Below are 22,409 nucleotides of genomic sequence, written 5' to 3' on the forward strand. Positions count from 1 at the left end.
CAGTCAAGCGGGCGAAGCGACCGGCCGGCGACGGGCATCACGCCGATGGCGTCCGAGACAATTGACTCAGTCGGCGCCTTCTCACACCCCGTTCACACCCCGGACATTCGCGGTTGCGGACTCGGCGCGGGCGGGTCATCCTCGCGGGCGAGGCGGTAGCGAGAAGGTAGGCGAGAGGGTGGGGAGGGGTGCGGACGTGGCCACGCGACCCCTTCAGCCCGGCGATCCGCGGGAGGCGGGACCCTACCGGCTGCTGGCCAGGCTGGGTTCGGGCGGCATGGGGGTCGTCTTCCTGGGCCGCTCGGCGGGCGGCCGGACCGTCGCGATCAAGCTGGTGCGCGAGGACCTGGCGCGTGACCCCGAGTTCCGCCGCCGGTTCCGGAACGAGGTGCGGGCGGCACGCGAGGTCGCCGGAAGGTTCACGGCGGCGGTCCTGGACGCCGACACCGAGGCCGCGACCCCGTGGCTGGCCACCGCGTACATCGCCGGTCCCACCCTTCAGGAGGTGGTGGACGGGGACGACGGCCCGTTGCCGGAGCGGTCGCTGCTCCCCCTGGCCGCCGGGCTGGGCGGGGCGCTGCGGGCGATCCACGAACGGGGAGTGGTGCACCGCGACCTCAAGCCGTCCAACGTGCTGCTGACCCTGGACGGCCCGCGCGTGATCGACTTCGGGATCGCGCGCGCGGTGAACCACAGCGTCGTCACCCGCACGGGATCGCTGATCGGGACGCCCGCGTTCATGTCGCCCGAGCAGATCCGGGGCGAGCGGGTCACCCCCGCCAGCGACGTGTTCGCGCTGGGATCCGTCCTGGCGTACGCGGCGACGGGACGCATGCCGTTCGCGACGACCGAGGACGGCGTGCACGCGCTGATGATGCGGATCACCATGGCCGAACCCGACCTGGACGGCCTGCCCGGGACGTTGCGCGGGCTGGTCGGGTCGTGCCTTGCCAAGGACCCCTCGGCACGTCCGCTCCCGCAGGAGATCATCGAGCGGGCGGCGGCCTCCGGCGCCACCGAACCCTGGCTGCCACCGAAGGTCATGGACAGGCTGGGCCGCCGCGCCGTCGCGCTGCTGGACCTGGAGGCCCCCGTCTCCCGCCCGCCCCCGGCCGACCGGCCGACGAGCACCCCTCCTGCGAGCACCCCTCCCCCGAGCGTCACCCCTGCGAGCGCCCCTCCTACGGGCGTCCCGTCGGTGCCTCCTCCCCGCCGGTTCCGGGCGCCCGCGATCGCGGGAGCGGCACTCGCGCCGCTGGCCCTGATCGGCGTGGTCCTGTACGTGGCGAACCTCGGCGACGACGGCGCGCCCGCCTCCGGGACGGCCGCGACGGCGAGTTCGGCCCGAGCGACGCCCGCCGCCTCGCCCTCGACCCCGCGGCCTTCACCCACCGCCCCGACACCCTCGCCGCGAAGGAGCGCCGTCCCTTCGGCGCTGGTCGGCACCTGGGAGGGTCCCAGCAGCGACGACGAGACCCTGCGTTTCACCATCCGGCGGGGGAGGACCGGGAGCGACGTGGTCACCGAGCGGTTCACCGACAGAAGGCTCACCTGCCACCTGGTGGGCAGGCTCGAATGGGCGGGCGCCCGTGGCATCACGGTCACCGCCCGGATCAGCCAGGAGACGCATCTGTCCTGCAAGTTCGACACCGGGACGCAGACGCTCACGCTGACCGACGAGGGCATCCTCGTCTTCCGGGCGGAGAACGGCTCCGTCAGCGGTTCCCTCCGCCGGGCCGGCTAAGGCCGCGGTCACGTACCGGCTTGGCGGAGCTCGACGCAGCATTCGCCTGGACGGGGCGCCAGGACGGCCTGGACGGCGGTGGCGCCCAGCCCCTGGAGATAGCCGGTGACGAAGGCGTGGTTCATCCCGCAGACCAGGTCGGGGGCTTTGGCGGCCTGCGGCTGGAACGGGCAGTTGTGCAGTGTGAGCCGTGTCGGGCTCTCCCGCACCGGCTCGAAGCCGTGCTCTTCGAGCATCCGCTCGCACAGGGTCACGCCGCGTTCGGCGCCGAGGCGGCGTGGACGGAGCGTGGACTGCTGGTGCTCACCCAGATCCCGGCCGCGCTCGTGTGCCGCGCGCAGTGCCGCCTGGACGGCGGTCTCCTCGTCCCGCTGGCTGACGACGGCGGTGAGGAGCAGGTCGGCCAGCAGTTCGTGGCGGCTGTCGGGGATGCTGAGCCGGATCCGGGTGTCGGTGGGCTCGTAGACCTTGGGCTGCCGTCCGACCTTGCGGAGGCCGCCGGGCGCCCCGTAGTGGGCGCGCAGGAGGCCGGCGTCGACGAGCTTGTCCAGGTGGAAGGCGGCGAGCTTGCGTGAGATGCCGACGCTGGCGGCCGCCTCGTCGCGGGTCACCGGGCGGCGCGCGCGCCGGATGAACGCGAACATCCGGCGCCGCAGGTCCTCGGCGAGGGCGCCGATGGACTCGATCGGATCGGACGGGCTGTCGTGATCGGCCACCTTGCCACGATAACTCCTATTTAAGTGGTCGGTAGGCGACTCCGCCCGATTCTTGCTGTGGTTCTTGACCTTGGTGGAGGATAAGACCAATACTTGTTAGCGAAATAGGGAGGCGGTCGCCGTGACGGTGCAGCGGCAGTCCAAGCAACCCGTCAGCCCGGCGCTCGCCGGGCCGTACGGGCATCCGTTCCATCCGATCCTGGTCACGGTGCCGATCGGCGCGTGGGTGGGAAGCCTGGTCTTCGACGTCGCCTCCCACCTCGTGGACGACCCCACGTTCCTGTCCCGCGGCTCGCTGTGGCTGATCGCGATCGGGGTGCTCGGGGCCGTGGCGGCGGCGCTGGTCGGCGCCCTGGACCTGCTGGCCATCCCGGCGGGGACGCGGGCGTTCGGTGTCGCGCTCGTCCACATGACGCTGAACCTGCTGGTGACCGCCGCCTACGTCGCGGGATTCCTCTGGCGCAACGCCGGGGAGGGGCCGTCCGGCAGCGTTCCCGCGGGGCAACTCGCGCTCAGCGCCGCGAGCCTGGCGGTCCTGGGCGTTTCCGGATATCTAGGCGGGATGCTCGCCTACCGCTACGGCGTGCGCGTCGCGGACGAGGGGACGCAGGCGGACGGGTTCGCCGACCGTCGTGGCTGAGTCACCACTCCGGCGCCACCACTTCGCACACCATCGGAGTTTGTCATGGACCTCACCGCATTGGCCCTCTGGCTGGTCACCGCCCTGGGCGGCTTCCTCATGATGGGCATCTGGATCGCCCGTGGCGGTCCCCGCGCCGGCACCACCCGGCTGCCCGTCCCGGTCCTGTTCGGCCATTTCGCGCTCGCCGCCACGGGACTGGTGGTCTGGATCATCTACGTGGTCACCGACGCCAAGGCGCTGGCCTGGACGGCGTTCGCCCTGCTCGTGCCGGTCGCGCTGCTCGGTTTCGCCATGCTCGCCCGCTGGATCCCGGTGTACCGCGCCCGCGCCACCGCTCCGGCGGGCGCCGGCGCGGGCGGGTCGGGTGGCGGCCCGGCCGAGCAGGGCGAACCGCCGGAGCGCGGTTTCCCGGTGCCCGTCGTGGCCGGTCACGGGCTGTTCGCGGTCGCCACGGTGATCCTGGTCCTGCTGGCGGCGCTCAGCTAGGACACGCTGCTGGGGCACCCCTAGGGCACGGTGACCGAGGCGATGGCGACCGGGCCGCGGGTCGGGTCGAGCTCGACCTCCTGGGAGGTGCCGGGCGGTGTGATGACGTCGATCGCCTTGGGCACCGTGCCCGGATCCGCCGCGCAGATCGGCGCGGTGCCGCCCGCCGCGCAGACGCCGAACAGGAACGGCTGCGGCGCAGGCGCGAAGCCGCGGGCCTGGTCGGGGCTGAACCCGTCCTGGCCGTGCAGGACGACCGCGAACCGCCAGCCCGACCCCGGCGTGCCGAAGGCGGCGCGGGGCAGGGCGATCGTGATCGTCCTGGTGGACCGCGAGGCACGTACGGCGGCGTCGCCGCGGGACGCCCCGGACGCGTCGAGCCACACCGGGGCGGCGAACCCCTGAACCCCGACGCGCTGCGTCCAGCCGTCCGCCAGGGTGTGGTTGCGCTGCGGGAAGGCGGGCCGGTCCGAAACGGGGGCGGCGCCCGGCTCCCTGACGTAGACGTCGAGGAGCTGGGCGCCCATCGCGTTGCCGAACGTCGGCGTCAGGTCGCGGAGCAAGGCCCTCAGGTACACGGTCGTGTCGTCCGTGATGACCTGGAAGCGCTGAAGGTCGAGCGCGCCCGGCCGGAAGTCGGCCGCGGTCGGATAGGCGTAGGTGCCCGGCCCGTGGTCGTCGCCGTCGGGGTCGGTCACGTCGAGCACGGTCGTCCCGCCGGTCAGCTCGCCGACCACCGTGCGCTGCGCGTACGCCGTGGCGCCCGCCTTCGTCGCGGACACCGTGAGCACCACGGCGCCGAAGCTCACCGGCGCGCTCGCCGTGAACGACCCGTCCGCCCCGGCGGTCACCGAGACGAAGGCCGTCGCGCCACCGAGGTCCGTGGGGGTCGCGGCGACGTCCACCCGCGCGCCCGGCGCCGTCGTGCCACGGACGGTGACGGCCGAGCCGGAGACGGAGGCGCCCTCGGAGGGTTCGGTGACCGTCAGCGGGAGGGGTCCGCATCCGGACGCCCCGCCCCCGGACGCAGGCCGGCGGGGGCGGGACTTTAAGGTTGGGACGCCCGCGCCCCGGCTACTTAGAGGGCACCGGAGGGTCCCCACTCCTGAGGAGGGTCGGCGTCATGACGAGCGAATCGGTCTTCACCTACGGGTCGCCACAGTTGAAGTTCGGGGCGGGCGCGTCCGGCGAGATCGGCTTCGACCTGGCCCAGCTCGGCGCGCGCCGCGCGCTGGTGGTCACCGATCCGGGCGTCGCCGCGACGGGCGCGGCACAGCGGATCGCGGACTCGATGAAGGAGTACGGCGTCCACGCCGAGGTCTTCGACGGCGTCCACGTCGAGCCCACCGACGAGAGCCTGCGGCGCGCCGTGGACCATGCGCGCGAGAACGGGCCCTACGACGCCTACGTCGCGGTCGGCGGCGGTTCGAGCATCGACACCGCGAAGGCCGTCAACCTGCTGACCACCAACGAGGGCGACCTGACCGACTACCTCAACCCGCCGGTCGGCGCGGGACGGGCGCCCGCCAGGCCGCTGCTGCCCCTGGTCGCGGTGCCGACGACGACGGGAACCGGGGCCGAGAGCACGACGGTCTGCGTCCTGGACGTCCTGGCGCTGAAGGTCAAGACGGGCATCAGCCACCCCAGGCTGCGCCCGACGCTGGCGGTGGTGGACCCGGACCTGACCGTCACCCAGCCGCCAGGGGTGACCGCGTCGTCCGGCATGGACATCGTGTGCCACGCGCTGGAGAGCTACACGGCCCGCCCGTTCGACTCCTACGACCGGAAGAGGCCCGAGGAGCGCGTCCCGTACTGCGGCGCCAACCCGGTGTCGGACATGTGGGTGGAACGGTCGCTCACCCTGCTGTCCCGGTCGTTCCGCACCGCCGTGCGCGACGGCGAGAACAGGCAGGCCCGTGCCGACATGGCGCTGGCGGCCACGTTCGCGGGCCTGGGCTTCGGGAACGCGGGCGTGCACATTCCGCACGCCAACGCGTACCCCATCGCCGGACGCGTGCGCGACTTCCGTCCCGAGGGCTACCCCGACGCCGAGCCGCTGGTGCCGCACGGCATGTCGGTGTCGCTCACCGCGCCCGAGGCGTTCCGCTACACCTTCGAGGCCCGGCCCGACCGGCACGTCCGCGCCGCCGAACTGCTCGACCCGGGTCTCGACCGCCCGGACGACCCGGCCGAGTACCTGCCGCGCGCCCTGCTGAACCTGATGCGCGACATCGGCATCCCCGACGGCATCGGCGACGTCGGCTACACCGAGGCCGACGTCCCCGCCCTGGTGGAGGGGACGCTCAAGCAACAGCGGCTGCTCGCCACCGCGCCCCGCCAGGCGGGCCCGGACGAGCTCGCCGGGATCTTCACCCGCTCGCTGCGGCTGTGGTGAGGCGGTGATACCGACACCGTGGTGGGGCACTGCGGCAAGGTTGCGCCGCAAGCGGGGCAAAGCGGTTGTATCGTGATCGTGAACGATCACGGCGCGGGCGCCGGACGGCAGAGCACCGGACGGAACCAGCGCCACCGACCACACTCGTCCCCTCGCGACCTGCCAGGAGCAGAAGTGGCCGACCAGACCTGGACGCCGACCGGCATCGACACCTCGACGCCCACTCCGGCGCGGATGTACGACTACTGCCTTGGCGGCAAGGACAACTTCGCGGTCGACCGTGAGGCCGTGCTGGGCTTCGTCACCCAGTTCCGCGAAGGGCTGGACGTGACCCGGGAGAACAGGCTGTTCCTGTACCGGGTGGTGCGGTACCTGGCCAGGGACGCGGGGATCCGGCAGTTCCTCGACATGGGCAGCGGCCTGCCGACACAGGCGAACGTCCATGAGGTGGCGCAGCAGTTCCAGCCTGAGGCGCATGTGGTCTATGTGGACAATGATCCGATCGTCCTGGCGCATGGCCGGGCGCTGCTGTCCGCGGACGCCACGACGGTGATCCAGGCGGACATGACCGATCCCCGGGACGTCCTGGCGCACCCGGACGTGAACCGCCTGATCGACTTCGACCAGCCCGTGGCGGCGCTCTTCCTGTCGGTGGCCCACTCCATCCCGGACGACGAGCAGGTCCGGGGGATGTTCGCCGCCACGGTCGACGCGCTGGCCCCGGGCAGTTTCCTGGCGATGTCCCAGTTCGTCGGCGTGGACAGGGAGACGGCGGACGCCCACACCCGGAAGGCCACCGAGATGGGGCTGGTGTGGAAGACCCGGACGGTGGAGGATTTCGAGCCCCTCGTTCCCGACCTGGAGCGGGTGCCGCCCGGCCTGGTGGACGTGGCCGACTGGCGTCCGGACCCGGATCAGCCCCCGCTGAGCTCCGTCGACGCGCCCCTGCAGCCGTTCCTGGGAGCGTCGGGCGACGACAAGCAGGTCAAGGAGTACGGCGGGGTTTTGCGCAAGAACTGATGTCACTCATGTGACCAACGGGGCTCACGAGAAGAATGTGAGCGGCTGCCCCTCGGTAAAGCCCGTCCCGCCCACCGCGATCCGAGCGGTCGAGATCCCTGGATCCCCCTGGCCCAGGGGGTTTCGGCATGTGCCCTGGCCTGGGAATGTCCGAGTACGGTGCCCTGTTGAAACCTGGTACGACCCCCGGACACCAAGGGAACGTCATAACGACGGCAAGCTTCCCGGGAATGATTCAGGTCCGGGAAACGTCTAATACTCCTAACGACAGGTCGTGGCCAACAGGCCGTTGACCATCTTTCAGTGCCGACGAGCGGCCTCCCCTAGGTAGAACGGCCGCCGGCCGGACGGCATCCGAGCCTCCGGTATCGGCCCCGAGCCAAGACACGGCTCACTCCCTCAGCTCTCCCGAGCTCGACGCTCGGAGCCGCTCTCCCCTGCCTCCGCGTACCCGCGTGTTCTGCAGGCATCTCCATGTGACCGATGGGACTCAAGTGGTTCTTGATGTTCCTGAGGGTTCGTGCGGGAGCGGCCTCCCAGACCGCCGAACAAAAGGACTTCTCATGAAGAAGCGTGCGACCAACCTCCTGATGACCGGTGTCATGGGCAGCGCCATGGCCGGGATGCTGGTGGCCGGTGTGGCCGCCGCCTCCCACGACGACGGCCTTGAGCAGACGCCGGCGAAGAAGCCGATCGCCGCGCAGGTCGGCGACGGCACCGCGAACGGCGCGCAGAAGGCCGGCGCGGCCCACAAGGCGCAGGACAAGCAGGACAAGAAGGACAAGAAGAAGGTGCTCTACAGCGGCACCACGACCGCGTCCTACTTCTGGGACGACGGGTCGGGCGTGAACGGTGACACGGGCATGCCCGCCAGTGGTAAGCCGATGCAGGAGGGCCTGTTCGCCAGCCCGAGCTGGCCCCTGAACACCAAGGTGAAGGTGACCTACGACGGCCGTAGCGCGGTCGGCTTCATCGGTGACCGTGGTCCCGGTGAGCCCTCGCACCACGGTGTGATGCTGGACCTGGACACCCACACCTTCCGCCACCTGGTCGACGGTGGTGAGCCGGAGAACGACTACAACACCGGCACCGACCAGGGCCACCTGAAGGGCGTCAAGTACGAGATCCTCAAGTGGGGTAAGGGCGACGGCGTCAAGGGCAAGCCCCAGCCGTTCGGCGACGGCTCCTGACGCCCCGCCCCCCAGGCGGACGACCCTCGAAAACGAACACAGCACGAACGAACACAGCGCGAACGCCCGGCCGGAGACCTCCGGCCGGGCGTTCTCGTTTGCCCGGCCGCCTTCTCAACCCGCCCGTTACCGACCGATGCGCACAATGCGGGCGGGAGGTGGCCATGGCGCGGACGGCGGACCGCGGGCACTACGCCTGCCTTCTGCGGCTCGCGTACCTGGTCTTGGACGACGGCGACGACCCGGTCCTGCGTGCCCGCCGCGCCGCCGCGCGTGCGGCCAGGGCGCGGCAGGGCGGCTACCCGGCCATGCGGTCGCGGCTCGTCACCATCCTGCTCACCGACCCGCCCGCCGTGCGCCACCGGCTGGACCGCCTGATCTTCGAGCCCGCGGGGACCCCGCCGGGACCGGTGCGGGCGGCGCTGCGGGAGCTGTCGCCGCACGAGCGGCTCGCCTACCTGCTGTGCCGCGACGGCCTCACCGCGCCCGAGGCCGCCGCCGAGCTGCGCGCCCACGTCCAGGCCGACTTCCGTGACGTGGACCAGGCCGTCACGGCCGTCGAGACCCTGACGGGGCTGGACGAGGACGCGCAACGGGCCGAGATCGAGACCTTCGAGCCCGACCTCGTCCGGCTCCGCCCGCCGCCCGCCGTCCCGCCCGCCTGGCGCGCCGCCGTGGCGGCCGTGGTCGCGGGGGCGCTACTGGCGGTCGCCGGGTTCGCCCTCACCCGGGGGACCGAGGTGACCGGCGACCCCGTCGTGATCGGCCCGCGCACATGGCAGGCGACCGGCACGCCGGGCATCGGCGAGTGGCCCACGCAGGGCGCGTCGCGGCACGACGCCGGGCTGCTGCGCCGGGCCGCCGGCGCCTGGCGGGCCGAGAGCCGCGAACCGCCCCTCGGCCGCGTCGTCGTCCTGTACGCGGGAATGGTGGACGGCGCGTCCCTCGTCGTGCTCCGCGACTCCCCCGGCCCGCGCGAGCCGCCCCGCGTGGCGCAGTACTTCGAGCGGCGCCTGTCGCGCGGCGTCGAGTCGATCCGCAGGCTCGGGACGGACGCGGGCCAGCTCATCATGGTGGGGATGACGTGGCGCTACCTCGTCCCGCCATGGATGCGGGACGTGCGGGCGGCGGTGCCGTCCCAGCGCTCCCCGCGCTGGGTGCCGGTGGCGGTGCGGGACGGGCTGAGCGATCCGCTGCCGTGGGACTGGTTCACGCCGCGCTGCCAGAACTACGTGGTGTTCCGGATGACGTTCCGCCCGGGGACCGGCGGGCGGGCGCGGACGGTCACGCAGCTCGCCTCGCACAGCCCGCAGTCCGCGTCGCCGCAGGTGCGGTTCCGTGACCCGCCCGGGACGCCCGAGCGGCAGGAGCGGTTCCGATGGGCGGCCCTGCACGCCGTCGCGTGCGAGGCGGCGACGACGCTGAGCGAGTCGGGCGACCTCATGCTGGGCCACCTGTGGAGCGGCGGCCTGCCCGACGACGGGGGCAGGGCGACGCTGCTGACGGTGGAGTCGTCCTCGCCGTGGAGCGGCCCCGGCACCTCGATCCTGATCACCGACGACGGCCGGGCGCTGTCGGAGCGGGGCGGCACGAACAGCGACACCATCTCCTCGGCCGGGACGCTGGCCGCCGCCCTGTGGTGGCGGTCGTCCCGGCGCTGGCATCTGGTGGCGGCGGCCGGTCCGGGCATCGCGCGCCTGAAGACGGTCGGCGAACTGGGCGCCCACGAGAAGGAAGCCCGCCGGCGGCACGGGCCGCCCCTGCTGGTCGTGCCCGGCCCGCGCACGGGCGGCACGCCCCCGGAGACGGCCCGCCTTCCGGTCGTCCACGTCGTCGCCTATGAGACGGACGGAGACCGCACGATCGTCAGCCCCCTCTGACCACCCTTCTGAGCTCCCTTCCCCATCCCCACCGGCTCCTTCGCAACTCGACGATTTATCCGGGATAGTCTCATATAAGACTTTCTCGTATAGTGCTTTGGGGCGGCTCGCACGATCGAACCCATGAGGAGAGGCATGCGTCTCCAGAAACCCCCTCGCGCCAAGGCGGAACCGACCACCCAGGCGCCCGCGACCGTCAACTGGGCACTGGCCGCGATCGTGGTGCTGCTCGCCGGGCACGTGTTCGCGTGGCTGTATCCGCCGCAGGGCCTCACCGATGTCTTCCACCTGGTCTGGGGCGTGGCGTACGCGTGGCTGGCCCTGCTCCTGAGGCGGCCGGGCCCGCGGCGCTGGGCGCGGGCCTGGCTCACGGGGCTCATGGCGGTCCAGCTCGCCGGCCGGTTCGTGGTCTTCGCGGTCGACGACCGGGTCCTCCTCCGCACGCTCGTCGTGATCGGCGTGGCGGTGACGCTCACCGTCGTCGTCCTGCTCTGGTATCCCTCGTCGAGCCGCGAGTACTTCGCGGCGCGGCGGCCGGGCTGATCATTCCGACCTGGTGGCCTCCAGGACGGGGACGGACGCGGCGCGGCGCGCGGGCAGAGCCGAGGTGACGAGGGTCACCGCCGCCGCGCCCGCGGCCACCATGGGGAACAGCCACCACGGCGGGGCGGGGCGCACGAACGAGCTGCCGGTCATCACGTGCAGGACCGTCAGCATCCCCATGGCGACCACGATGCCGAGCGTGGTGCCGAGGACGACCACGGTGGCCGCCTCCCAGCGGACGATCGAGCGGATCTGCCTCATGGTCGTGCCCACCGCGCCCAGCAGCCCGAACTCGCGGGTGCGTTCGGCGACGCTCATCGAGACCGTGGTCGCCATGCCGAACAGCGCCAGCAGCAGCGCCATGCCGACGAAACCGTAGGTGGCGCGCAGCGCCCGGGTGAGCGTGCGGGACGCCACGTCCACGTAGGCGTCACGGTCGACGACCCGCACGCCGGGAACCGTGGCCACGGCCCGTGCCAGGGCGTCCTGCGAGCCGCCCCGGATGAGGACCACCTGGGTCGCGGCGTTGGCGTCGAGCCGGTCCATCGTCGCGGGCGCCACGAGCGCCTGATCGGCGAACAGATGGGAGGGGTCGTGGTACGCGTCCGCCACGGTGAGCGAGGCCCGGCCCTGTGCACCCCGGACGACGATCCGCTGGCCGCGCCGCAGCCCCCGCTCCTCCATGATGGCCGACGACAGCGCGATCTCCCCGGGACGCAGCGCGGGCGGCCGGCCGCCCAGCCGCAGCACGTCGCTCAGCCCCGACTGCTCGGCGCCGGTGACCAGGAAGCTCAGCGGCTCGGGCTCCTCCTCCCCGGGGTCGGGACGTTCGGCGGGCGACACCAGCCTGACCTGGGTCCGGGTGAGGGCGGCCACCCGCGACACGCCGGGGGCGCCCGCGACCCGGTCCGCGACGTCCCTGGCCACCGGCGCGGGGGCGCCCTCGGAGGTCCTGGCGGTCGCGGTGATCGCGTGCTCGGCCGCCATGACCTGCCGTCCCGCGTCCCGGAACCGATCGTGCGCCGACAGGGTGACCATCGCCACGGCGGCGACCAGCGCGACGCCGAGCATCAGCGAGGAGGCGGCCGAGGAGACCCGGCGCGGGCTGCGGGTGATGGTGGCGTGCGCGAGCCGTCCCGTCTCGCCGCCGATCAGCCTTCCGGCGCGGCCGACCAGACCGCCGAGCGGGGCGACGAAGAACGGCCCGAGCACGGCCAGGCCGGTGACCCCCAGCATCGAGCCGAACAGGACCATGAGCGAGACGGCGAACGTGCGGTCCGTGCCGGGCGGGTCCCCGAGACGGACCGCGGTCCCCACCAGCAGCCAGAACCCCGCGCCCAGGAAGATGACGAGGGCGGCCAGCAGGCGCGGCCGGCGGCGTCCGGGGGTCTCGGTGACGGTGCTGCGCAGCGCCTGCAACGGAGAGATGCCCGCAGCCCGCCGCGCCGCACGCCAGGCCGCGAGCTGGGTCACCACGATCCCGGCGGCGGCCGGGAGCGCCAGCGCCGTCGGGCCGAACTGGGCGCCGGCGGCGGACACGTCGAAGCCGTCCCGCGCGAACAGCCGGGTGATCAGCGCGGACACCGGAAAGCCCGCGGCCACCCCGCCCACCGCGGCGATCGCACCCAGCACCAGCGCCTCCAGCCGGATCAGCCGCCCGATCTGCCGGGGGGTGGCGCCGATCGCGCCGAGCAGCGCCAGCCGCCTGGTCCGCTGCCGCACCAGCGTGCCGAAGGTGTTGGCCACCACGAACAGTCCGACGAAGATCGCCACCGAGGCGAGCATGCCGATGATGCTCGCGATCGAGGCGCCCTCCCCCGACGCGGCGGCGGACTGCGCGTCCCGCACGGACGCCGCGGTGCGCACGGTGGCCGCGCCGCCCAGCTCCCGCGCCAGGTCGCCGCGCAGCCGGTCGGCGGGGACGCCCGCGGCGGCCTTCACCCAGACGGCCTGCCAGGTCCCGGCGGGCAGCCCGGCGACCCCGCGCACGGTCTGCGGCGGGGCCAGGACCAGGTTCCCGGCGGCCACCGCGTCGCGCCCCTGGACGGTGACGATCCCGGAGATCCGCACCCGGCGCGTCTCGCGGGGCAGCGTCAGCGTCAGCGCGTCGCCCACGTCCACCTTCCCGGCGCGCGCCATGTACCGGACGACCGCCACCTCGCCGTCGCCGGTGGGGGCGCGTCCCGCCTCCAGCCGGTACGGGTTGAGCCGGGGTTCGGGCACCCAGGGGCGCAGCAGCGTGCGGCCCTCCGCCGACGCCGTGATCGCGCGTCCGTCCGGACGGGAGGCCGTCACCGCGACCGTGGCGTCCCCGGCGACCGCCGCCACCCCCGGCCGGGACGCGACCGCGTCCATGCGGATCCGCCCGTCGGGCGGCGCGTTCGGGTCGTCCGGGTCCACCGTCCCGCCGTGGACAAGCACGTCCGCACGGGCGTACTCGCTGGCGTCGCTGCCCGCCACGGCCTCCTGGGCGCGCAGCGCGAACTGTAGCGAGCCGGCGATGAGCGCGATCGAGCCGAGCGCCGCCAGCAGGGTGGCGATCAGCCGTGCCCAGCCGTCGGTGAACGAGCGGCGCGCGATGAGCCACATGGCGTTCCCCATGTCAGCCCTCCAGCCTACGCATGCGGGCGTGCACGGCGTCGGGGGTGGGCGCGGTCAGCTCGTCCGCGATCACCCCGTCCGCCAGGAACAGCACCCGGTCGGCGTGCGCGGCGGCTTTCGGGTCGTGCGTCACCATGATCACCGTCTGCCGGTAGGAGTCGACGGCCGAGCGCAGGAAGCCCAGCACCTCGGCGCCGGAGCGGGAGTCGAGGTTGCCGGTCGGCTCGTCGGCGAACAGCACCTCCGGCCTGGTCAGCAGGGCCCGCGCCACCGCGACCCGCTGCTGCTGACCGCCGGAGAGCTGGGCGGGACGGTGCCCGAGCCGCTCGCGCAGCCCGAGCGCGTCCACGATCGTGTTGAACCACCGCCGGTCCACGCCGCGGCCCGCCAGCCGCCCGGTGAGCAGGATGTTCTCTTCGGCGGTCAGCATAGGCAGCAGGTTGAACGACTGGAAGACGAAGCCCATCCGGTCGCGGCGCAGCTCGGTGCGCCGGGTGCGGGACAGGCCGGTGAGGTCGATGCCGCCGAGGACGACGCTGCCGGACGTCACCGTGTCGAGCCCGGCCAGGCAGTGCAGGAAGGTCGATTTCCCCGACCCGGACGGCCCCATGATCGCGGTGAACCGCCCCCGCGTGAACGCCGCCGAGACGCCGCGCAGCGCGGTCACCGCGCCGTCACCGGAACCGTAGACCTTGACCAGGGCGGTGGCGACCATGACCTCCTCGGTCGCGGCCTCCACCCCCTGGGCACGGGTCAGCTCAGGCATAAAAGTCTCCCTATTAGAGATAGTCTCAGATGAGACTATATCAGCCGATACCAGCGCCGGGGGCTCCTGACAGACGCCGTCGCCGGACCTACGGTCAGGGTGTGAGAGAGCCGATTCAGCAGCCGATCCAGCAGCCGGGTCCGCCGCGGAGCACGGACGCCGTGACCCTCGACCTGATCAAGTGGCATCTCGATCGGTACGACCGGCTCCGCGCCTCCACCGCCACGCGCGCGTCCGTGGTGCTGAGCGCCGGGGCCATCCTGTCCGCCGGCAACGCGGTGATCCTGTCGCAGATCCTCAACGTGCCCAGGGAACGGCTCGGCCCGGAGGCCGCCCCGGTGTTCGGCATCGGGCTGCTCGCCAGCGTGAGCCTGGTGGTGCTCTCGGTCGTCCACGCGTCCGGCGTGCTGGTGGCGCTGAAGGGCAGCCGCGACCTCTTCCCGGACGCGGGGACGATGCCCACCGGGCTGTTCTTCAACGGCAGCGACACCGTCGCCCGGCTGTCCACGTTCCAGCAGTTCCAGGCGGCCATGGCGGCGCAGGATCAGGCGGGCCGCGTGGAGGCCGCCCAGGTCGAGCTGTGGATCGTGATCCGGCAGCACCGGAGGCGGTACCGGCGCCTGCGGGCGTCCGTGCGCGCGCTCCGCTGGGCGGCGATCGTCTTCCTGGCCGCGCTGACCGGCCTGGTGATCACCGTCCTGCTGAACGCCCTCTGACCTCCGCCGCGACGCGCGGCACCGGCCTCACCTCGTTCACCTGACGCGAAGGTGGATCACCGTGAGGGCCGGGTCCCTCCTGATGTCGTCCTCGCAGAACGGTGCCCGCACCCATTGATTGCGGGAGAACAGGCGGGTCTGGTCGGCGTAGTGCGGCGAGGTGCTGTCGGCCGACTGCGAGTAGGTCAGCAGCGTGCGCGCGTCCGGGCAGGGACCGTGGCCGAACGTCACCACCTGGACGTAGCTGGAGCCGTGCTGCACCTCGGTGTACCCCGCGCCGGGCGTCCAGGGCGCCTCGATCTTGTTGAGGACGCCCTGCGACTCCGTACCGCCGCCGATCGGGATCCGCTCGCCGTTGCGGGTCACGTACTGGTACTGGCCCAACGGGGCGTCCAGCGGGATCCCCGACCCCCTCAGCTCCGCGATCGCGCCCGTGAGGGCCGCGCGCACGGTGGGCGAGTCGGTGTTCAGGCCGCGCGGCGTGCGCACCGGATCGGACACGTCGAACGGCACGCGCCACAGGTCGGGCGCCCGGGCCGCCGCGCGCCAGTAGCGGTCGAACAGCAGGGCGCCCTTGCTGCCGACATCGGCCGTACGGTCCCAGCGCGCCAGGATCTCGCAAGGCTCGCCGAGGTTCATCGCCCGGCACAGCGCGACGGTGTCCGCGGCGGCCAGCTCGCCCGCGTGGTTGCGGTTCGCGAACACCAGCTCCTGCATGGACGCGCGGGTGAAGCGGCCTTTCCTTAGCTGGTCCTCGACGGCGACGAGGCCGCTACGGGTACGCAGCGAACGGGCGGTGCGTTCCGTCCCGAGAATGCGGTCGAAGCCCTCCAGCGGCCGCCCGGGGTTGGTCAGCCAATGGCTGTCATTGGAATTGGTGACGTAGTCGGAGCGCTTCAGAACGGGGTAGCGGTCCGGCGCCAGGATGCCCGTCTGCAACGCACCGGGGGCCTTGCCCGGCGTGCAGGACGACTTGGAGCCGTCCAGGATCGCCACGCCGGCCGACGCGAACACGGCCTGGCCCAGTGGCGTGTTGCAGCGGGCCGCGAACTCGTTGGTGATGTTGGGCAGCACCTGGAACTGGGTGTAGAGGGCGTTGCCGCGCGAGTCCGCCGCGATGGTGTTGACCCACGGGAGGCCCTGGGTGCGCTTGAGCGCGCGCAGGGCGTCGTCGGTGGTACGGGACCTGCCCAGCTCGAACGAGGTGTTGGCGATGCGCAGGTTGGAGGCGTTCGGATCGTTGAACGCGAACGCGGTCGACGCCGTCCACGGGAGCTGGACCGAGCCGATGGCGGTGACGACCGGACCGTACCGGGTGCGCCACTGCGTCCCGGTGACGGGACGGACCGATCCGTCCGGCTGCCTGGCCTGGACGGTCACCCGGCGCTGCACCATCTTCTCCGCGCGGCCGTCCACCAGGTAGGCGGTCGGGTCACCGGGGACGAGCTGAAGCTGGGTGAGCGAGAACGGGGTGCCGGTGGCCACCGTGTGGCTCCACGCGAACGTGGCGTTGTGCCCGATCGACACCGACACCGAGCCCAGGAGGGCGCCGCCGCTCACGTTCAGCTTGCCGGGGATGGTCTGCTGCATCTGCCAGAAGCGGCGGCCGGTGTGCCAGGGATAGTGCGGGTTTCCGAGCAGGAGGCCGCGCCCGTTCGCGCTGGCGCCCTTCCCTACGGCGATGGCGTTGCTGCCCATGTCGGCACCGGCCTTGAGGCCGCGCACCGCCTCGGCGATCCTCCCCGGGTCGGGGGCGGCGGACCGGGCGGCGCCCGTGGGCGGCCTGGCCGCGGCCATCTGGTCGACCGCCAGGCCCGAGCCGCCGAGCATCGCCAGCGCGTACCCGCGTCTGTGCACGTCCAGCTCGGTGATGGGGCGCAGCCACGGGGCGCCCTTGCACGCCGGGTCGGTGATCTTCCCCTCGCGCAGGTACGTGTTGTAGCCCGCCGCCCAGCCCCGGCTCAGCTCCCGCACCTCGCGGCTCGGTCCGTACGGCGCGGGCCTGCTCAGCAGCCGCTCGACCGTCCGGCTCCGGTTGATCTCGGCGAAGAACAGGTCGCTGGCCAGGTTGGTGGTCGCGGAGGACAACGACTGGTCGGGCGCGGCCTCGGGCCCGAAGTAGCGGGAGCGCTCCCCGCGTAGCGTGACCACGCCCTGGGCGAGCAGGCACACGTTGTCCCTGGCCGCCGCGTACCCCGTACCGAAACCGAGGCCCGCATAGTCGCGGGCGACGATGTGCGGGATGCCGTACCGGGTGTAGCGGATCGTCGCCGACAGGCCCTTCCCGCCATACACGCCCCCGGCGTGCGCGGGCGGCGCGGTGACGGGCGCCAGACCGGCGGCCAGCAGGACGGCCACGACTCCCAGGCGGCGTACACGGGTACGGGGCATACCCCCTCCTTGATCACAGAAGCCCCGCAAAAGTGACACATAACCCGTCCCATGACAAGAGCCGCAGGCCACCCCTACGCCATATATCGGATGTATCCACCACCAACCTTCTCTGTCGTTCTCCTGTTGATACTCTCTAGGGATCCATAGGGAAGGATAGAGAGTGACGGGGAATCCACGGCTCTACAACGTGGAGGAAGTGGCCGAGCTGCTCGGGCTGCATGTGAAGACCGTCCGGGGTTACGTGCGGGACGGGAGGCTGAAGGCGACGCGGATCGGGAAGCGGTACCGGATCGCCGCCGACGACCTCGCGGCGTTCACCGGGCGTCCCGTGGGAGCCACCGCGCGAGAGAGCGCGCGCCGCGTCCGGCGGGCGGAGGCCACCGCGATCGTCCAGGTGGACGCGGCGTCCCCGGATCTGGTGCATCGCCTCAGCGTCGTGCTGGGTGCGGCGGTGACCGCGTCGGCGCGGGACGGCGAACGGCTGCACACCGAGTCGGTGTACGACGAGGAACGGGCCGCGCTGAAGATCATCGTGCTGGGCGGGCCCCGGCCGGTGGCGGAGGCGCTCCGGCTGCTCAGCGCCATGATCGAAGATCTGCGGGGGAACCGTCATGACCGGTGAGGTGCCCGTCCTCGTCTGCCCCGCCGAAGGACCCGCCGTCCGGAGCACCCAGGACGCGCTCGACCTGCTCGGCGAGGCGTTCGCGGCGGGGGCCGTCTGGGTGGCGCTCCCCGTCGAGCGGCTCGATCCGGACTTCTTCCGCCTCCGCACGCGGGTGGCCGGGGAGATCGCGCAGAAGTTCGTCCAGTACAAGGTCGGGCTGGCGATCGTGGGCGACATCTCCGAGCAGGTGGCGGAGAGCTCCGCGCTCGGCGACCTCGTCCGCGAGAGCAACCGCGGACGGGCCTTGTGGTTCGTCGACGACCTCGCACAGCTCAGGAAGCGGCTGGGCGGTGGCGATCACGCGCCGTCGTAGACCCAGTACCGGTCGCCGCGCACGGCCTCCAGCTCGCGCAGGCCCTCCAGGTGGATCTGCCGGACCTGCTGGCGGGCGGCGCAGGACCCCGTTCTGCGCTATTTCACCGGCCGCGAACTCTACGGCGAAACCGACTCCGCCGAGCTGCCGCGGCCCGACCGGCTCCACCCGGACGCCGCCGCGTCACGAGGCCAGCCGCTCACCCGCGCCGCGGTCCGCGTGCCCGGCCTCGCCGTCCGGCCGGCTGATCTCCGACCACACCGCGTCGAGGGAGAGGCCGAGGACGGCGGCGATCGCGGCGATGGTCGGAAAGGCGGGGGTGGCCACACGACCGGACTCGATCTTCCGAAGGGTCTCCGGCGAGACGCCGGCGTCCAGCGCGGTCGCGAGCATCGACCTCTCCCCCCTGGCCCGCCGCAGAAGCGCGCCCAGGCGCCGTCCACGTTCGATCTCTTCCGGGGTGAGCGGCAACCTGACCATGGGACCGATTCTAATACCGGGATAGTATGGCCGGGATAGTTATTGGCTCATAGTGGCTCGTCGTGACGTGTCCGAGGAAGGCGCCGGATGATCGAGATCCTCACCCCCACCGAAGTGGCCCGAGCGCGGGAGACCGGCGCCCTGGTCGCCGACATCCTGCACACCCTGAAGGACCGGAGCGTGCCCGGGACGAACCTCCTGGACATCGACCGGTGGGCCAAGTCCATGATCATCGAGGCCGGGGCGCAGTCCTCCTATGTCGACTACGAGCCGTCCTTCGGCCGCGGGCCCTTCGGCCACTACATCTGCACGTCGGTCAACGACGCCGTGCTGCACGGCAGGCCCCACGACTACACGCTCGCCGACGGCGACCTGCTGTCGCTCGACCTCGCCGTCTCCAAGGGCGGAGTCGTCGCCGACTCCGCCATCAGCTTCATCGTGGGCGACTCCAGACCCGAGGAGAGCATCGCGTTGATCGAGGCGACCGAGCGCGCGCTGAGCGCGGGCATCGCCGCGGCCGGGCCGGGGGCCCGCGTCGGCGACCTCTCCCATGCCATCGGCTCGGTGCTCAGCGAGGCTGGATACCCGGTCAGCACCGACTTCGGAGGTCACGGCGTCGGATCGACCATGCACCAGGACCCGCACGTCCCGAACGCGGGACGGCCCGGACGCGGATACAGGCTGCGTCCCGGGCTGCTGCTGGCCTTGGAGCCCTGGGTCATGGCGGACACCGCCGAGCTCGTCACCGACGCCGACGGCTGGACGCTGCGGAGCGCGACGGGCTGCCGCACCGCGCACAGCGAGCACACGATCGCCATCACCGACGACGGGGCCGAGATCCTCACCCTGCCGGACCGCCAAAGATCTCACCAAGCCGTGTCGCGGCTTCGGTAGGCCCGATCGCGCCACGTTAGCCGCCCGGGGCTCCGGGGACAGACCCACCATGAAGATCGTGATCATTGGTGGCAGCGGCCTGATCGGCTCCAAGCTCGTCGACCGGCTCGCCGAACGGGGCCACGAGGCGGTGCCGGCGTCGCCGAGCACCGGCGTCGACACCCTCACCGGCCGGGGACTCCCCGAGGTCATGGACGGCGCGTCCGTGGTGGTCGACGTGTCGAACGCCCCGTCCTTCGAGGCCGCCGCGGTCATGGAGTTCTTCCGGACCTCCACCCGGAACCTGCTGGAGGCCGAGGAGGCGGCGGGCGTCGGCCACCACGTCGCGCTGTCGGTGGTGGGGACCGGGCGGCGCCCCGACAACGACTACTTCCGGGCGAAGAAGGCGCAGGAACAGCTGATCGAGGACGGGCCGATCCCGTACTCGATCGTGCACGCCACCCAGTTCTTCGAGTTCACCGGCAGCATCGCCGACGTCGCCTCGCAGGACGGCACGGTGCGGATACCGCCCGTGCAATACCAGCCCATCGCGGCCGCCGACGTCGCCCAGCGGCTCGCCGAGGTGGCGGTGGGCCCGCCGCTGAACGGCAGGATCGAGATCGCCGGGCCCGAGCGGTTCCGGATGGACGAGTTCTTCCGGCACGCCCTGGCCGACCGGAACGACCGCCGCGAGGTGGTCGCCGACCCGCACGCGCCCTACTTCGGCTCGGAAGTGGGCGAACGGGACCTCGTACCCGTGGAGGGCGCGCTCACCGGCTCCATCAGGTACGACGACTGGCCGGGCCGCACCGGGACGGGCGGCTGAGGATCTCCGGCGGCTAGGGGATCTCCACCCTGAAGGCGTCGAAGTCGGCGGTCGCCTGGGGCACGTCCCGCGCGTACGCGACGACGCCCACGGCACCCGGCCCCAGTGGCGCGGAGGTGTCGGTGACCGTGGCCACGTGCCTGCCGTTGACGGTGAGGCTGAGGCGGACGCCGCCGCCCTCACTCCGGCAGCGGGCGCCGACGATAGTGACGGCGGTGGGAGCGAAGGCGCGGCGGAACGCCCACAGCTCAGTGCCCTGACCGGTCGCGTCCCTTTTCACGATGGCCGCCCGCCCCGTGTCCGTCGCGTAGAACTCGTACTTCGCGAGCGGCCGGTAGGCCGGCGTGCCACGGCACCAGACGCCGTACGCGCCCGTCCCGGCGACCTTCGCGGTCACGAGGAGGTCGGCATGGCGGGAGGTGTCGACATTGGCCGACGCGGGGATGCCGCCCTGGTCCGGCCGGCGCGACGGGTTGCTCACCGTCAGGCGGTAGCGTCCACCGGCCAGTTCGGCCGACGCGTCGACCGGCTGGGTGTACCGCCCCTCGGGCCACCAGTACCGGCCGCTGAAATCGTCGTCCCGTACGAGCCGGTCACCGGAGGACGGCATCAGCATGACGGTGGCGGCGACGGCGGCCACCGCCGCCGCTCCCAGAGCGGTCAGAACGGCCACCACACGGCCACGCCGACGACGACGCGGTTCCGGCCGCAACTTCGGCTCGGGTCCCGGTCCGGTCGGCGCCTCGTGCGGCTGAACGGCCCGTGCGAGATCGGGCACGGGGATGTGCCGGGTGAGCCGGAGGCCCGAGCCGGTCATCGCCTCCAGGAGCTCGGGCACCGTGGGACGCTCGTCCGGGTCCGCTGACAGGGCGCGCCGGACGAGAGGGGAGAGCCTCGCGTCCAGGCCGTCGAGCGCGGGCGGGGCGTCCAGGTTCCGGAACCGGTCCGCGTCGCGGCGCCCCGAGCCGAACGGCCAGCGTCCCGTGCCCGCGTACGCGACGACACAGCCCCAGGAGTAGACGTCCGAGGCCGGGGTCGCCCGCCGGCCCAGGTAGCGCTCCGGCGCGATGACGGTGGGCGTGCCGAACACGACCGGCCCCGTCCGGCCCTCGGTGTCCTCGATCTGCGCGATGCCGAAGTCGATGACCTTCGGGCCGTACGGCGACAGGATGATGTTGCCCGGCTTCAGGTCGCGGTGGACGATGCCGGCGTTGTGGATCGCGCCGAGCGCCACGGCGGTCCCGACCGCGACCGACTCCAGGCTGCCGCCCTCCAGGACGCCGTCCGCGGCGAGCACCGCCGCCAGCGTCCTGCCCTCGATGTACTCGGTGACCAGGTAGGACGGCTCGCCGAACGAGGCGTCCAGCACCGCGGCCGTGCAGAACCGCGCCACCCGCCGCGCCGCCTCGGCCTCGTCCCGGAACCGGGCCCGGAACTCCGGCAGCGCGCTCCACTGCGGGTGCATGACCTTCAGCGCGACCCGCCTGCCGCCGGGGTCGCGGGCGAGATGGACCACGCCCATGCCGCCGCTTCCCAGCACCCGTTCCAGCCGGTACGGCCCGATGTGCTCAGCCACCGGAGGACAACTGCTCGTCGCCCGCCTTGAGCGCTAGCCGTTCGCCCGCGACCGTCACCGTGTCCTTCCCGGGGTCGATGCGCGGCGCGGGCTGGTTGACGCCGTCGAGCGTCACGGCCCCGACCTGGTCGCCGTTCGGCAGGACCACCCAGCCGCCGACCAGGTTCCGGTTCGGCGACTGCGCCCGGTACAGCCCGGCGGGCTTGTCGACCGGGGCGGCCTTGAACGACCGCAGCCTGCCCCCGATCCAGAACGTGCCGACGCCCTGCTGGGTGTTGAAGAAGCCGACCCGCTTATTGCCCCCTGCCTTCAGCGTCACCATGCCGTCCTTGGCCGCCGAGCCTTCGAGCCACACCTCGTCCGCGTTGTCGCACACGAACATGCGGACCCGCTCGCCCAGCACCGCGATCGCGAGGTAGTTCCCGGTCTCCTCGACGACCCCCGCGAAACCCGTGAACCGCTCGGTGCCGCCTCCGTCCCGCCGCGGCTGCGGATCGGCGGCGCAGCCGGCACCCAGAAGCGCCGTCAGTGCCGCGCCGACCAGCAATGAGCGTCGCATAACACTCCCCCCGTAACGTGCCCG

At 72.6% G+C, this 22,409-nt stretch carries 21 protein-coding genes; 13 read left to right on the plus strand and 8 right to left on the minus strand.

Going from position 1 to position 22,409, the window contains the following annotated elements:
* The first annotated feature begins 196 nt into the window (after positions 1 to 196).
* Complete coding sequence (locus QSK21_RS00580) at positions 197 to 1,744, plus strand: serine/threonine-protein kinase (RefSeq protein WP_285692670.1); 1,548 nt, start codon at positions 197 to 199, stop codon at positions 1,742 to 1,744.
* An 8-nt stretch (positions 1,745 to 1,752) separates the two neighbouring features.
* Here the strand turns inward: QSK21_RS00580 and QSK21_RS00585 are convergent, their stop codons facing one another.
* Positions 1,753 to 2,460, minus strand: a complete 708-nt coding sequence (locus QSK21_RS00585) for a helix-turn-helix transcriptional regulator (protein WP_285692672.1) — start codon at positions 2,458 to 2,460, stop codon at positions 1,753 to 1,755.
* Positions 2,461 to 2,581: 121 nt separating this feature from the next.
* On the opposite strand from QSK21_RS00585, the gene QSK21_RS00590 reads away from it, so the two are divergent.
* Both QSK21_RS00590 and QSK21_RS00595 read left to right on the plus strand, forming a co-directional pair.
* Positions 2,582 to 3,100 carry a DUF2231 domain-containing protein gene (locus QSK21_RS00590; protein ID WP_285692674.1) on the plus strand — a complete coding sequence of 173 codons (519 nt, stop codon included), beginning with the start codon at positions 2,582 to 2,584 and terminating at the stop codon, positions 3,098 to 3,100.
* Between the two features lie 45 nt (positions 3,101 to 3,145).
* Complete coding sequence (locus tag QSK21_RS00595) at positions 3,146 to 3,589, plus strand: hypothetical protein (protein WP_285692676.1); 444 nt, start codon at positions 3,146 to 3,148, stop codon at positions 3,587 to 3,589.
* 20 nt (positions 3,590 to 3,609) lie between these two features.
* Here QSK21_RS00595 and QSK21_RS00600 read toward each other — a convergent pair whose 3' ends face one another.
* A complete protein-coding gene (locus QSK21_RS00600) occupies positions 3,610 to 4,494 on the minus strand; it encodes a glucodextranase DOMON-like domain-containing protein (protein WP_352231239.1) in 885 nt (294 codons plus the stop codon).
* 218 nt (positions 4,495 to 4,712) lie between these two features.
* Here QSK21_RS00600 and QSK21_RS00605 point away from each other — a divergent pair, with 218 nt between their 5' ends.
* The 5 genes from QSK21_RS00605 (at position 4,713) to QSK21_RS00625 (ending at position 10,617) form a co-directional block, all read left to right on the plus strand.
* A complete protein-coding gene (locus QSK21_RS00605) occupies positions 4,713 to 5,984 on the plus strand; it encodes a hydroxyacid-oxoacid transhydrogenase (protein ID WP_285692680.1) in 1,272 nt (423 codons plus the stop codon).
* 174 nt (positions 5,985 to 6,158) lie between these two features.
* Positions 6,159 to 7,004 carry an SAM-dependent methyltransferase gene (locus tag QSK21_RS00610; protein WP_285692682.1) on the plus strand — a complete coding sequence of 282 codons (846 nt, stop codon included), beginning with the start codon at positions 6,159 to 6,161 and terminating at the stop codon, positions 7,002 to 7,004.
* Between the two features lie 563 nt (positions 7,005 to 7,567).
* Positions 7,568 to 8,194: a hypothetical protein gene (locus QSK21_RS00615; protein ID WP_285692683.1), complete on the plus strand. Its 627-nt coding sequence runs from the start codon at positions 7,568 to 7,570 to the stop codon at positions 8,192 to 8,194.
* 164 nt (positions 8,195 to 8,358) lie between these two features.
* Positions 8,359 to 10,074 carry an amino acid adenylation domain-containing protein gene (locus QSK21_RS00620; protein WP_285692684.1) on the plus strand — a complete coding sequence of 572 codons (1,716 nt, stop codon included), beginning with the start codon at positions 8,359 to 8,361 and terminating at the stop codon, positions 10,072 to 10,074.
* A 123-nt stretch (positions 10,075 to 10,197) separates the two neighbouring features.
* Positions 10,198 to 10,617 (plus strand): hypothetical protein, encoded by a 420-nt coding sequence (locus QSK21_RS00625; RefSeq protein ID WP_285692685.1) that lies wholly within the window; start codon positions 10,198 to 10,200, stop codon positions 10,615 to 10,617.
* Here QSK21_RS00625 and QSK21_RS00630 read toward each other — a convergent pair whose 3' ends face one another.
* Both QSK21_RS00630 and QSK21_RS00635 read right to left on the minus strand, forming a co-directional pair.
* Positions 10,618 to 13,218 (minus strand): FtsX-like permease family protein, encoded by a 2,601-nt coding sequence (locus QSK21_RS00630; RefSeq protein WP_285692687.1) that lies wholly within the window; start codon positions 13,216 to 13,218, stop codon positions 10,618 to 10,620.
* A 1-nt stretch (position 13,219) separates the two neighbouring features.
* Positions 13,220 to 13,984 (minus strand): ABC transporter ATP-binding protein, encoded by a 765-nt coding sequence (locus tag QSK21_RS00635; RefSeq protein WP_285692689.1) that lies wholly within the window; start codon positions 13,982 to 13,984, stop codon positions 13,220 to 13,222.
* A 101-nt stretch (positions 13,985 to 14,085) separates the two neighbouring features.
* Between QSK21_RS00635 and QSK21_RS00640 the strand changes: the two genes are divergently transcribed.
* The gene (locus QSK21_RS00640; RefSeq protein WP_285692690.1) at positions 14,086 to 14,700 is read left to right on the plus strand and encodes a hypothetical protein; all 615 of its coding nucleotides are present in this window, start codon (positions 14,086 to 14,088) and stop codon (positions 14,698 to 14,700) included.
* A 36-nt stretch (positions 14,701 to 14,736) separates the two neighbouring features.
* On the opposite strand, the gene QSK21_RS00645 is transcribed toward QSK21_RS00640, so the two are convergent.
* Positions 14,737 to 17,091, minus strand: coding sequence for a penicillin acylase family protein (locus QSK21_RS00645; RefSeq protein WP_285692692.1), 2,355 nt, complete (start codon positions 17,089 to 17,091; stop codon positions 14,737 to 14,739).
* A 163-nt stretch (positions 17,092 to 17,254) separates the two neighbouring features.
* Here QSK21_RS00645 and QSK21_RS00650 point away from each other — a divergent pair, with 163 nt between their 5' ends.
* A complete protein-coding gene (locus tag QSK21_RS00650; RefSeq protein ID WP_285692694.1) occupies positions 17,255 to 17,716 on the plus strand; it encodes a helix-turn-helix domain-containing protein in 462 nt (153 codons plus the stop codon).
* Positions 17,706 to 18,071: a DUF4180 domain-containing protein gene (locus QSK21_RS00655; RefSeq protein WP_285692696.1), complete on the plus strand. Its 366-nt coding sequence runs from the start codon at positions 17,706 to 17,708 to the stop codon at positions 18,069 to 18,071. The genes QSK21_RS00650 and QSK21_RS00655 overlap by 11 nt, the downstream gene beginning before the upstream one ends.
* A 183-nt stretch (positions 18,072 to 18,254) precedes the next feature.
* On the opposite strand, the gene QSK21_RS00660 is transcribed toward QSK21_RS00655, so the two are convergent.
* Positions 18,255 to 18,551: a helix-turn-helix transcriptional regulator gene (locus QSK21_RS00660; RefSeq protein WP_285692698.1), complete on the minus strand. Its 297-nt coding sequence runs from the start codon at positions 18,549 to 18,551 to the stop codon at positions 18,255 to 18,257.
* An 87-nt stretch (positions 18,552 to 18,638) separates the two neighbouring features.
* On the opposite strand from QSK21_RS00660, the gene map reads away from it, so the two are divergent.
* Together map and QSK21_RS00670 are read left to right on the plus strand one after the other, a co-directional pair.
* A complete protein-coding gene (gene map / locus QSK21_RS00665; protein ID WP_285692699.1) occupies positions 18,639 to 19,445 on the plus strand; it encodes a type I methionyl aminopeptidase in 807 nt (268 codons plus the stop codon).
* Positions 19,446 to 19,494: 49 nt separating this feature from the next.
* Positions 19,495 to 20,250 (plus strand): SDR family oxidoreductase, encoded by a 756-nt coding sequence (locus QSK21_RS00670; protein ID WP_285692701.1) that lies wholly within the window; start codon positions 19,495 to 19,497, stop codon positions 20,248 to 20,250.
* Positions 20,251 to 20,263: 13 nt separating this feature from the next.
* Here the strand turns inward: QSK21_RS00670 and QSK21_RS00675 are convergent, their stop codons facing one another.
* Both QSK21_RS00675 and QSK21_RS00680 read right to left on the minus strand, forming a co-directional pair.
* Positions 20,264 to 21,826 carry a serine/threonine-protein kinase gene (locus tag QSK21_RS00675; protein WP_285692703.1) on the minus strand — a complete coding sequence of 521 codons (1,563 nt, stop codon included), beginning with the start codon at positions 21,824 to 21,826 and terminating at the stop codon, positions 20,264 to 20,266.
* The gene (locus QSK21_RS00680) at positions 21,819 to 22,385 is read right to left on the minus strand and encodes a hypothetical protein (protein ID WP_285692704.1); all 567 of its coding nucleotides are present in this window, start codon (positions 22,383 to 22,385) and stop codon (positions 21,819 to 21,821) included. Before QSK21_RS00680 ends, QSK21_RS00675 begins: the two co-directional genes overlap by 8 nt.
* Positions 22,386 to 22,409: the final 24 nt, after the last annotated feature.

The organism is Actinomadura sp. NBRC 104412, from assembly GCF_030269515.1.
In the GTDB taxonomy this organism is placed as follows: Bacteria; Actinomycetota; Actinomycetes; order Streptosporangiales; family Streptosporangiaceae; genus Spirillospora.